The 11462-nt window shown below is 55.3% G+C and carries 10 protein-coding genes; 1 reads left to right on the top strand and 9 read right to left on the bottom strand.

Annotation, left to right across the window (positions count from 1 at the left end; genetic code table 11):
- Positions 1 to 221: 221 nt before the first annotated feature.
- The 9 genes from DMG62_07545 to DMG62_07505 form a co-directional block, all read right to left on the bottom strand.
- Complete coding sequence (locus DMG62_07545; protein ID PYY23512.1) at positions 222 to 1154, bottom strand: hypothetical protein; 933 nt, start codon at positions 1152 to 1154, stop codon at positions 222 to 224.
- Positions 1155 to 1257: 103 nt separating this feature from the next.
- Entirely contained in the window at positions 1258 to 2739 is a 1482-nt protein-coding gene (gene ftcD / locus DMG62_07540; GenBank protein PYY23511.1) for a glutamate formimidoyltransferase, read from the bottom strand.
- A 109-nt stretch (positions 2740 to 2848) separates the two neighbouring features.
- A complete protein-coding gene (locus tag DMG62_07535) occupies positions 2849 to 3955 on the bottom strand; it encodes a D-glycerate dehydrogenase (GenBank protein ID PYY23510.1) in 1107 nt (368 codons plus the stop codon).
- Between the two features lie 3 nt (positions 3956 to 3958).
- Positions 3959 to 5152: an aspartate aminotransferase gene (locus tag DMG62_07530; protein PYY23635.1), complete on the bottom strand. Its 1194-nt coding sequence runs from the start codon at positions 5150 to 5152 to the stop codon at positions 3959 to 3961.
- Between the two features lie 234 nt (positions 5153 to 5386).
- Positions 5387 to 6616 carry a hypothetical protein gene (locus DMG62_07525; protein PYY23509.1) on the bottom strand — a complete coding sequence of 410 codons (1230 nt, stop codon included), beginning with the start codon at positions 6614 to 6616 and terminating at the stop codon, positions 5387 to 5389.
- 20 nt (positions 6617 to 6636) lie between these two features.
- Positions 6637 to 6996 (bottom strand): hypothetical protein, encoded by a 360-nt coding sequence (locus DMG62_07520; protein PYY23508.1) that lies wholly within the window; start codon positions 6994 to 6996, stop codon positions 6637 to 6639.
- A 23-nt stretch (positions 6997 to 7019) separates the two neighbouring features.
- On the bottom strand, positions 7020 to 7820 hold the full coding sequence (locus DMG62_07515) for a response regulator (GenBank protein PYY23634.1): 801 nt from the start codon (positions 7818 to 7820) through the stop codon (positions 7020 to 7022).
- A 78-nt stretch (positions 7821 to 7898) separates the two neighbouring features.
- The gene (gene lpxD, locus DMG62_07510) at positions 7899 to 8930 is read right to left on the bottom strand and encodes a UDP-3-O-(3-hydroxymyristoyl)glucosamine N-acyltransferase (protein ID PYY23507.1); all 1032 of its coding nucleotides are present in this window, start codon (positions 8928 to 8930) and stop codon (positions 7899 to 7901) included.
- A 33-nt stretch (positions 8931 to 8963) separates the two neighbouring features.
- Positions 8964 to 9455 (bottom strand): hypothetical protein, encoded by a 492-nt coding sequence (locus DMG62_07505; protein ID PYY23506.1) that lies wholly within the window; start codon positions 9453 to 9455, stop codon positions 8964 to 8966.
- A 277-nt stretch (positions 9456 to 9732) separates the two neighbouring features.
- On the opposite strand from DMG62_07505, the gene DMG62_07500 reads away from it, so the two are divergent.
- Entirely contained in the window at positions 9733 to 11385 is a 1653-nt protein-coding gene (locus tag DMG62_07500; GenBank protein PYY23505.1) for a polynucleotide adenylyltransferase, read from the top strand.
- Positions 11386 to 11462: the final 77 nt, after the last annotated feature.

The raw sequence follows: 11462 nt of genomic DNA, 5'->3' as shown, positions 1-11462 counted from the left end.
GCGTCGAAACTTTCCATTACATCAGGCATATAGCCTGCAGTACCCTAGATGAGGCGGTTGCATGCTGCGTATTCGAAAGAGCTGTGAAAATGCTGCTCAAACGACGTCGTCGACCTGCAGATCCACGCGAGCCTTCGCGGAAGTTCCTGCGCTCAAAAGGCCACGAAAGCCACAACTCAATGGAGCTGTGGCCCTCGCGGAGCCCGACGAGGATTAGGGAGTTATTTTGAGATCGCTGCAAAAAGGTCGGAGTTCACGAGGCTGACGAACTTGCGGTCATCGGTCTCGAACTTCAGCTTGAGCGCGCCACTATCGGAGTCCACTACCAAGTTCTCTAGCGCGACCTTCTCTGTCGGCGTGGCATTCATCTTCTTGTAGAGAACGCCGGCCTGCAGAAGAGTCTTGAGAGTTGCAGCAGTGAAGGCGTCGGAGGTATTGACGTTCAGGTTGAACTTCACTCCGTTACCGAAGTCCATCTTGTAAGCGGAATTCTTAATGCGGTTTTTGATCGCATTGTAGTCGGCGAGGTTCGAGGCGTCGCCAAGCGCGGACTTCATCATCTCCTGCGTGCCTTTCTCGTCCAGGACACTCCAGATAGTGTCTGAGTCGACCGAGGAGATCATGTCAGTAATTGCAGAGTTCGAGTTCAGGCTGCTGCCAACACCGTCGCGCACATCCAGCGCCGACTTGAGCGCAGCCGAGTCGCCGAAGAGCATGTTGTAGTTGTCAAGCAGCGTCATCGAGAGGCCGCCGTCGAGTGGATACATCGCGGAATCGCGATACACGGTGGGCTTGATCTTCTTCGTCTTCAGTCGAGCGACGACCTTATTTACAGCGAAGTCTCCCTGCGCAACGCCGACCACCTGCAATCCACTCTTCACGCGAAACGACGCGAAGGTAAGTTGCTCGACGTCCTTATCGGGATCAACGCCTACGCCCTTCAGCGCAGTTTCGAACTTTTTCAGCTGGTCCGGAAGAACGCGCGTCTTTAGAGCCTGTCCGCTCTGGGAGTCCTCCATACCGCGGTAGTCCACATTGATGATCTGCTGGACGTCGGCAGGAATCACGGCACGAGTCGCGCTCGCAAGCGATGATCCGAAACTGAAAACGGGAGCTAAACAGAACACGGCAAGAGCAGGGATTCTGTACTTCATAGACTCCTTAATTCTAGCTAAATACTTGGATGAGCAGCTCTGGGTCAATGGTATCTCAAGGTCTCCCACTCAAGTCACCAGCAGTTAACCCTATGAAGGACCTTCAGTTGCCTGTGGTGATTACGGAGGCTGCCTTACTCGTTTCAGCCTTGAACGTCTCGTCCTTCGATTCTTGCAGGTTGATTTCGACGTTAGCCAAGCCGCCTTCAATTGCTGTTCGTGCGAGCGCGGAAGCGACGGCCAGGTCGGACCACATGTTCTTGCTTGTGATCGGCTTGAGCGATTCGACGAGTCTTCGAACCTCATGGGCCTTCTGCGCAATCCCAAGTGGAACGCGAGTTGCGTTCTTGAGCGCATCAGAGATTGCGCGCTCGCCCACTTCCGGTGCAGCTGTCTTGGCGTCTTTATATGCTTTCAGGACGGCAGCGTAGGAGGCGGCGTCGAGATCAATGCTCGCCTTCAGCTCTTCACGTAGACGATTGAGACGGGTCAGGGCATCGCTCAACTCGCGCTCGTATTGCTGGTAAGCTTTTTTTCCGCGAGACATGCCTGCAACCATTCCGCCGAGCGCCGCTGCCATTGCCCCTGCGGCCGCCGATGCGCTACCTCCTCCTGGAGTAGCAGTGGGAGCGGCGAGCAGCTCGATAAACGGCTCAACTCCAGCGCGAATTCCGCCAACTGCTGCTTTTCCACCCGTCACGGCCGCCAAACGGTTCTCGAGGATCAGGGAAGAATCGAAGTTCTCAACCTGCAGGAACCACTCTGCAGCTTCTTCGAGTGCCCGTTTGGGAATGAGGCCAACGATCTCGCTGGATATGGGCATCGCCCCATATCGAGCCGCCTCGCGCTTCACGAACTCGAAGACGCGCGCAATGGGTGTTTGCTCGAAATCGGTTAGGTTCATCGAAACTTGAGCCTGACCTCGGACCAGAACGCCCATTCCCTTCACGTAACGGAGACCGCCAGATGAGAAACGCACCGCCTTGCCAATCTTCTTGGCAATCTCGACATCGCTGGTGCTCAGGTAGACGTTGTAGGCAATGAGCGGCTTGCGAGCTCCGACGACAGTAGCACCGGCAGTCTGATGAAGGGCTGCCTCGCCGAAGTCAGGACGGCGTTCGGTATTCGTGACTACTTCCGTTCGCAGCCCCTCGAACTGTCCCCGGCGTATGTTCTCGAGGTTTTGGCGCTCAGGCCGAGTCGCGGCGGCTTCATAAAGGTACACGGGCACGCGATGACGTCTCCAGATCTCGGCGGCTACGTGACGGGCGATAGCAACACAATCCTCCAATGTGACGCCTTCGATCGGAATAAACGGCACAACGTCGGCGGCGCCAACGCGGGGATGCGCACCTTGGTGCTGAGTGAGATCAATCAACTCGGCTGCTTTTCCAACGCCGCGAATGGCAGCTTCAGCCACCGCATCGCGATCGCCGACTATCGTGATCACGCAGCGATTGTGATCGGCATCCATCTCCTTATCGAGCAGATAGACGCCGTCGACCTTCATGGCGGCGATAATGCCCTCGACCTTCGCAGTGTCGCGGCCCTCAGAGAAGTTGGGAACACATTCAACGAGAGACATAGGGGATAGAGAACACGTTACAGGGTACAGTACAGGCGGCGGTAGTCGCCGGGTCGGGGTACGTGTATCCCCAACCAGCGGCTGCCCTGGCCGGTACTGTTCTGCGTACTTAGCTTTTGAACGCCTCCTTATTCACTAAGTACGGCATTTTGGTGAAGTCACCGCCATAATTTTTCTCCAGCACATCGATCAATCCCTGAACGCAGCGACCAGCCATTCCTATATTGGGATCGGGTGAGAGTCTGGTCTGTTTGGCTCCGCTGGCGAAGTGATGAAAGAGGCGACAGCGGTCTTCGATTTCAGGATCTCGCAGGGGGGAATTGGCGGCAAGCGGTTCTTTCTCGAAAACATCCAGCGCTCCGCCAGCGATCCAGCGCTGTTTAAGAGCTTTAGCCAACGCGGCCTCCTTTACGACGGGCCCGCGGGATGTATTAATCAAATACGCGCTCGGCTTCATCATGCGTAGAGTCTTCTCGTTGAACAGGTGGAAAGTTGGTGTCGGCGATTCACCCTCACGCAACAGGGGCACATGCACGCTGACGAAATCGGCTTCGGCGAGTGCGGTTTCAAACCTCACGTACTTGATCTGCGTTTTATTTTTCTGAATGCCGCGCTCACGTCGGAGATCCATCAAGGCCTGAATTCCAGCAACGTATTCGTGGTTCTCGTACGCCGGGTCGTAGCACAGGATGTTCATGTCCATTCCGGTGCACTTCTTGATCATCGCCAAGCCGATTCGCCCGGTGCCGATGATTGCAACCGTCTTGCCTGTTAATTCATCGCCCAGAAAGGGAAGAAATGGATGCCAGGCTCCCCAACGATTTTCGCGAACCAGCTTTTCGCTGGACCAGAGCTTACGCGCCACAGCGCCCATCATGAAGAACGCGAATTCGGCAGTGGCTTCGGTTAGGACATCAGCCGTATTGGTGAAGGGAACCTTGTAGCGATTGGCATCCGCGCGATTGATGTTGTCGAATCCTACAGCGATCTGCGAGAGGACCTTCAGAGTTCCTTTTCCGGCTTCGAATAGCTCGGCATCGATTGAGTCGCGCAAGGTGGTGATCAGGCCGTCAATACCGCCTCGCACTTTTTCCAGAATCAGAGATTTCGGCGGCGGATCAGGATTCGGGTACACTTCGACTTGGTATCCGCGCTCGCGCAAACGGTTTAGCGCTGGCTCACCGATGTCACAGGTGGCGTAGATGCGGAATGGCATCGGCTAGAGGCGCTTTCCTGTCCAATGCCTGATCCGTTCCAGCGCCTTCTCGATATTCTCAATGGAGTTAGCAATGCTGAAGCGGATATATCCTTCGCCGAAGCTTCCAAAGGAAGTTCCCGAGAGACACGCAACGCCGGCTTCTTCGAGTAATGCGTGAGCCAACTTTTTTGACGGCCAGCCAGTGGCTTCGATGTTGGGAAAGACATAAAAAGCTCCACCTGGCTTCTGACAGCGAAAGCCTTTGATCTGGTTGAGCGCGCTCACCATGACGTCGCGTCGACTGAGGAACTCCTGCCGCATCTTCTCGACTGATTGTTGATCGCCGTGTAGAGCCTCAACTCCAGCCATCTGCGTGAAACTGGCTGTACAGGAATTGGAGTTCGTCATCAGTCGCGAGATTTGCTTGGCCAGATCCGGCCGCATTACGCCGTAGCCAAGGCGCCATCCGGTCATCGCATACGTCTTGGAGAAGCCATCCAGAAGGATCGTGCGATCGCGGAACTCCGGGATCGAGATGATCGAGAAGTGCTCGCCTTCGAAAATCAAACGGCTGTAGATCTCGTCAGAGAGCACCATGATGTCGCGATCACCGATTACGTTAGCGATGGCTCGCACATCTTTTTCCGTCAGAACTCCGCCTGTTGGATTATGAGGCGAGTTGAGTATGATTAACTTCGTGCGGTCGGAAATACCGCTTGCGAGATCGTCGACATCGAATCCGAACCCGCGCTCTTCCCGCAAATGAATCGGAAGAGCTTGCGCGCCGACGAACTCGATCATTGACTCATAAATCGGGAATCCCGGATTGGGATAAATGACCTCGTCTCCCTTTTCGACAAGTGCCAGGATGGTAAAGAAGATGATCGGCTTGCCGCCGGGAACAATTACTATTTCTTCGGGGTTTACCCGCGTATGGCGAGTTCCCGTTACATGCTCGGCAACCGCCTCTCGCAGCGCTGGAAGTCCCGGAGAAGGGCCGTAGTGCGTCCATCCCTCTCGCAGCGCGTCGATGCCAGCGCCGATGATGTTGGCGGGCGTGTCGAAATCGGGCTCGCCGATCTCGAGGTGCACGATGTCTCGCCCCTGAGCTTCGAGTGCGCGGGCGCGCGCGAATACTTCGAATGCCGTCTCCGTCCCAAGCCGTTGCATGCGCGTGGCCAGCTTCAAGGGATGAGAAGTTTGAACGGGAACCATGTGCGGTTTTTCGGCAAACGGCAAACCGGGCATTATAGTCCAGATGCTCCAGTGCAACTTAGCACCGAAAAGCGACAACGCCCCAGGCAGCTACAGCTGCTGGAGCGTTGGGATTCGGAGGGCATCCGATGACGTCTAAGTATTGCGCCTCTACAAGCTTTCCCAGGCAATCATGGTGCTGATACTAGTTCGAGCCGAGGTGGAAAAGCGCAAAAACCACAATTGAGGCATTACTCAGGTAACTTTCGCGCACTGAAATGCACCCGGTGTGAGTGACTGAAGCTCGGCAACAATTCTTCTGCGAAATATGGTCCACGAATATTTTTCAGCAGTTGAGCGGGCGGTCGCTCGCATCTGTCGCAGCTTGTCTCGATTCCGTGACGCCCATTCCAGGCTGGCGATCAAGGCCTCCAGATTAGCCGGAGGAATGACAAAACCATTTTCTCCGCCTCGGATCAGATCAGAAGCTCCGCATGAACTTGTTGTCAGCACCGGCGTGCCACATGCAAGCGCTTCCAAAACCACTTGACCGAACCCATCGCCCAGAGATGGAAGACACAGCAGATCGGCTCGACCATACTCGTCGCGAAGTCTCCGCCAATCCAGCGGACCGAGGAAGCGCGCGAGCGATGCGTACTTCGTCAGCGAATTCTTGTTTCGTGGAAGGTGACCAACAATCTGCAGTTCAGCATCAGGCAATCTCAACTTGTCCCACGCCTCGAGCAGATAATGGAGTCCTTTTTGCCGAGACGCCTGGCCTACAAATAGCATCGACAACTTACGCGGTCGGGACTGCTCAGCAGCAAAGAAATCAAGATCAACTCCGTAGGGAACCACAGAAATGCGATCTTGTGCTACGCCGTTCTCAATCAATGTTCTGCGCGTATACGTCGACGCCACGATGCACAGATCGGCCAAGAGCGGCTCTCGCGAAAAAGTCTCGAAAATGTCGGGAGCCCACAGGAGTTCGTTATTGCTGTGATCTTCGAAATCAGGCAAAAATCTGTCTGCCATGAGTGCGGCTCTCACCGATGCGGGGTGCGGTTGCATCTGCATCAGCACTTTCGAGCGCACGCCGGCAGCAGCGAACGCGGATGTGGCTACATGAGCGTACGCCAGGATCGAACACTCTTCTTTGGTCGCCACGCTGCCCGCATGCTTGCCTAATGACCCAACGCGATTAATCCATAACTCAGGTTTCCACCAGTTCTTAATTGCATACGTGGGATAAGACGCGACGCAGCCGGAGGGCAGTTCAGGATCGAACCGCCTGCTGAGTTTTGATTTGATATCCGAAGGCAAGAACCGGCTGGCGAGCGCGAACCACGGTCGATCCAACGGAGCATAGAAGTCAGTTACCAGACTCTGCAACAAACCAGATTCGTTTAGAGCAATCGGAACTTGATAAGAGTCTCTTGAGCCTGGGAATGCAACCACCCAGTGATCGTTGTTGATGGTCGCCATCTATGATTGAGAATGAAAGACTATCGCTGCTCGGCTCGCACGCGCCATTGTTTATTGCCGTCCTGTTCCACGACAATCAATAGTCGTTCATCCTGATTTGGAATTACCGTCGGCCCTTTCTGCCTGAACATTTTCCCATCTTCTTGCTCAAAGCTCACCCCAACCTCACCACGGGAGAGAGGTTTGATGTGATACGAAAATGAAGCGCCCGGTGCGAGGCTGCCGGTGCCAAAAGCCGCGCCAGGATAATCAAACTCCAGGTTATGGATTGCGCTCTGGCCGTGGTTGCGAATTGTAACGTCAACTCCGTGCGAGCGACACGTCGTTGTGCTCGCAGCTATGGTGCAGAGAACTACCGCTGTCAGGATCTTCGATTTCAAATGTTCATTCCGAATAGCTTCGATCAGGCGATAGTTGGATCCGGCATTTTCAGCGGATCTTTGCGTTCGAGAATACGCGCACTCAGCACTGCGCCGTTGCGATTGTCGTGCAGTTTCAGCGAGAAGACCAGCACGTTCCAGATATAGCGCGGACTCTTCTTCGGCAAGGGCAGCCCGCGAAATGTACGGTCAATATAAGTTTCGCGCGTATCAGCCACGGTGCGGATGATCTCCTGCCAGTCCTCCCCAAGTTCGGGGAACTCCTGAAACATGTTCTTACCCAAAAACCATGAACGCTTTTTCTCGAGCAACTTGGCCAGAGTCTCGTTTACGTACTGCCAATTGCCCTCACGATCCATGATCTCCAGCACGACATCGTCTCCCATCGCCATGTTGATGCGTGAGTAGTAGAAGTCGCGCGCATCGACCACCACCGGCTTGCCTCGCCGTTTTGCTTCAAACGAACGAAGCGCTGCGAGCAGATCGTCGACCGAGCTGTAGCCTTTGAGCAGGTGCATATCTTCGACGCCGCCAAACTTACGCTCGAGCGTCGCCGAAAGAATAATGATCGGTACTTGCGGCCGTTTTTCGCGCAGAGTACTGGCGACCTCAGTCCCAAATTGACCGGCGCCGAGATGGTAGTCGAGTACCGCTATATCGGCTTCGTGCAGATGAGCCTCAGCCTCTTCGATGGTTGCGGCCTTGATCGCCTGGTAGCCATGTTTACGCAAGATCGCCGACCGCAGGATGAGATTATCGACGTGATCGTCGAGGAGAAGCACACGGATCGGAGCTCGCTCGGCTACTGGCTTTTTTTCGTCCATGATCGTGAGGGATTGTCCCGGCCCATCCATTCCGCTACCTGCCTCAGCAGAGTTGGATGCGAGCGCCGGGATAGGAGTCTATTCGATGGGGGTCCCTTCACGAGCAGGGCTCTTTCTGCCTGATAGACGAACACTTCTCGCCAGTTCCGGCAAGCGACTAAAGACCGCGACAGCCCGCAGCCATTGGCGATTGTCGATTGCAGGATATCCGCTCATGATCTTTCCCGATTCCACGTCATTTGGAATACCCGTCTGAGCCGTGGCGATTACTTTGTCGCCGATCGAACAATGACCGGCGACACCGACTTGTCCGGCGAGAATCACATCATTACCAACTTGGGTGGATCCTGCCAGTCCGACTTGCGCGCAAAGCAGGGTTCGCTTCCCGACCTTTGATCCGTGACCAACTTGGACCAGATTGTCGACTTTCGATCCGCGTCCAATACGGGTTTCGCCGACGCTCGCGCGATCAATGCAGGCATTCGCCTGCACTTCTACTTCATCTTCAATCACAGCTGGTCCGGACTGCATGATTTTGTGCCACTCTCCCTTGTCATCTTTCGCGAAGCCAAATCCATCGGAGCCGATCACTGCGCCGTTTTGAAGAATTACGTTTTCTCCCAGGATGCAGTTCTCGCGAACGACAGCGTGGGCATGAGCGAAGAAATTGTTGCCAATCCGGGCGCCCGGGTAAATGACGACGTGGGGAAGCAAGGTGCAGTGGTTCCCGATTTGCACATCATGCTCCACAACAACATAGGCAGCTATTGAGGCATCCTTGCCAATTTGGGCGGATGGATGAATTACGGCAGTCTTGTGTATTCCCGGAACATGCTCGTGCTGGGGATGAAACAACTCGATGGCTCGCGCGAACGCTAAATAAGGATTCTCATGGCGGAGCAAAGGACGAGGCAGGTCAGGGAAGTCGTTTCCGACAATGATCAGTGACGCTCGCGTGGAGCGCGCCATGCCTGCATATTTGGGATTCGAGACAAACGTGATCTCTCCCGGGACAGCCTCTTCGATTCCAGTGACGCCAGTTACAACAGTGTTGTCGGTGGCGTTCTCAAGCTTCCCCCCAAGACGCTGCGCAAGCTCATGCAGTTTCATGCGCGTAATTTTAGTAGGAGTACTGGTTAGTAGCTACTGCGAGCCAGCAGCTTCCTCGTCGAACATCGGTACTTGGCCGGTATCTCTCTCCTCTTTTCTTCGCCGCACGCCTCCGCCAATGACGGCAAGAACAGTGAGTGAAGTCAGCGCCGAACGTGGCACGAAGATTCTTTGAGTATTGGATCGCGTGTCAGGCGGAATGATGAAGTAGCCGTCTCCTTCGAGCAGGGTGAGGTCATTGGGCATCAAGCCTTCCAAGACATCATTATCAGCGAACTCAATGCGTACCCAGAGCCCCTCGCTGCGTGGACGACTTGTGAACGTCTTGCGGCCTAGCGACTCCGCATCGCCAAAATCGCGAACGAAGTACACGCCTTTCACCTCGCGTAGGTCGATGAAGATCACCTTGCCCGACTGCGTGAGCAGCTCCAGCTTGCCGTCGGCGAGGAACTTTGGGGCCACGTAGCCGGTCAGGCTATCGCGATCCATCTTGCGGACGATGACTTTTTTGTGCGTCGATGGCATGAGAACGTCAGCTCTGGAACCGCGATTCTCGCATGTTTACCACTCTGGTTTGGAGTTACGGCTTCAGCAGTAGCCAACTTGTCAACTGCTGTGATATTGTTCTAGGTTTGCCGTGACCTTTCAAGGCCTGCTTCAGGCTAAGTACCTGTATTGGAGATAGTTATTGGCTTCCGGTATCCGGGCCGGCCAGCCCACGCATGTCCCTCCCGGGTTGATTGTCTGGGCTCTTGGCTCGCTGTGCACATCCTGCCGTCCAAGGACAAGCTAGAACACCCGAATGGCTGATTACATATACATGATGGAGAGCCGGTTATCTCCGGCGCAGCTCCAAGTCGTTGGACAAGTGCAGGAAATCGCCCGCTCGCACGAGATGAACGTCTATCTCACGGGCGGCGCCGTGCGTGACATTATCAGCGGATTCGCCATCCGAGATCTAGACTTCACCATCCAGGGAAATGTCCACAAGCTCCGCAAGGATTTCGAGAAAGTCGGCGCGATCATCCAAGGCGAGGATGAGGAGCTTCGCATCCTCTACGTCCTTTTCCCAAACCATGTTCGGACAGAGATAGCAAGTGCTCGCTCCGAGAGCTATCCCAAACCGGGCAAGCCGGAAGTAACCTTCGACACAATCAATGAGGATCTCCGCCGTCGCGACTTCACGGTGAATGCGATGGCGCTCTCGCTCAATCCCGGTTCTCGGGGATTATTGATGGATCCGTTCAACGGAGTCGCCGATCTCGAAGCCAAGCACCTGCGCATTTTGCAGAACTACGCCTTTCTGGAAGAGCCATCGCGCATGCTGCGTGCGCTTCGCCTGATGACGCGTTTCCACTGGACTCTCGAAGAGCGTACGCAAGCCCGCTTCGACGCGGCGAAAGAAGGCAATTACCTCGAGAACATCGCCAATCGCGCGATTGGCTACGAGATCGAGCAGATCGCGCATGAAGATGATCCGCTAGCAGTGATGAGAGCCTTCGAGAAAGAAGGCTGGATGAAGATCCTTTTCCCAGCCTGGACCACGGCTAAGGTCGATGTCGCCGGACTCACGGCATTGCAGAAAACCCGCCAGCAGCTGACTGATATTGGGGTGCAATCTGATCCTGCGGCCGCACGCATGTACTTCCTGACGCGCAAGATTTCCGAGAAAGAAGTGCACGCGATGCAAAAGCTTCTGCCACGACATCACTTCGTCGAGCAATGGCTCAACATCGAAAACGATGCTAAGGATCTGGCCAAGCAGTTGTTATCGAAGGAGTATGCAGCGCCGTCCGCTACATGGAAGTTGCTGATGTCGACGCGTCCCGAATTGATTCTGTTCCTTGATGTGACCACCCGCCAGTCGGCAGTCGAGCAGAAAATCAAAGCGTTCCTGACCAAGTGGCCGCAGTACCGTCAGAAGATGCCATTGCAGAAGATGGCCGAGATGCGCATTACTCCCGAGCTGCCTGTATACCAGAAGCTGCTCGAGGAAATGTTTCTAATGATGCTGGACGGCAAGCTCAAGACCGAAGCCGAGATTGTGAAGTACCTCGAGCCACACTCACCGCCGCTTCCGGTTGCACCACCGACGCCTACACGCCGTGGCCGAGGTAAGAAGAAAGCGGCCGCTGCAGCGGCTGCTGCTGCGTCAGCACCCACGGATCGGGCCGCTCAGCCGTCACCAGCTCGCGCACCCGAAAGCCAAGCGCTTGTTAAGTCGAAGGCGCCGAAGCAACAGGCTGCGCCTACGAAGATACTTGCTCCGCAGGTTGCGGCGGAGAAAGCGGCGCCTCCCAAAGCACTTGCGAAACCCGCAGAGAAACCCACCAAAGGCCACATTAAGCTCGAAGCAAAGAAGCCGCCCGCAAAGAAGACAGTCAAAGCGCCCGCCAAAGCAAGACCAAAGGCGAAGTCCGCTGCCAAGAAACCGCCGGGTAAGAAACGGAAATAGCACGTTCCTCATAGTTCATCTGCGGATTCAATTGCTCGGAGCGCTGGGCGCGAGGCCGAGCGATCGGAAAAACCACT

Source organism: Acidobacteriota bacterium (genome assembly GCA_003225175.1).
Taxonomy (GTDB): domain Bacteria; phylum Acidobacteriota; class Terriglobia; order Terriglobales; family Acidobacteriaceae; genus Gp1-AA112.
The sequence above is the reverse complement of the archived record's forward strand: the minus strand, read 5'-3'. Positions and strand labels throughout refer to the sequence as shown.

Coding starts and splice junctions, on each gene's coding strand:
- lpxD (PYY23507.1), bottom strand. CDS start 8,930: ATGAAACTGCATGAGCTTGCGCAGCGTCTTGGGGGGAAGCTTGAGAAC.
- DMG62_07530 (PYY23635.1), bottom strand. CDS start 5,152: ATGGTTCCCGTTCAAACTTCTCATCCCTTGAAGCTGGCCACGCGCATG.
- DMG62_07545 (PYY23512.1), bottom strand. CDS start 1,154: ATGAAGTACAGAATCCCTGCTCTTGCCGTGTTCTGTTTAGCTCCCGTT.
- ftcD (PYY23511.1), bottom strand. CDS start 2,739: ATGTCTCTCGTTGAATGTGTTCCCAACTTCTCTGAGGGCCGCGACACT.
- DMG62_07525 (PYY23509.1), bottom strand. CDS start 6,616: ATGGCGACCATCAACAACGATCACTGGGTGGTTGCATTCCCAGGCTCA.
- DMG62_07535 (PYY23510.1), bottom strand. CDS start 3,955: ATGCCATTCCGCATCTACGCCACCTGTGACATCGGTGAGCCAGCGCTA.
- DMG62_07505 (PYY23506.1), bottom strand. CDS start 9,455: ATGCCATCGACGCACAAAAAAGTCATCGTCCGCAAGATGGATCGCGAT.
- DMG62_07515 (PYY23634.1), bottom strand. CDS start 7,820: ATGGACGAAAAAAAGCCAGTAGCCGAGCGAGCTCCGATCCGTGTGCTT.
- DMG62_07500 (PYY23505.1), top strand. CDS start 9,733: ATGGCTGATTACATATACATGATGGAGAGCCGGTTATCTCCGGCGCAG.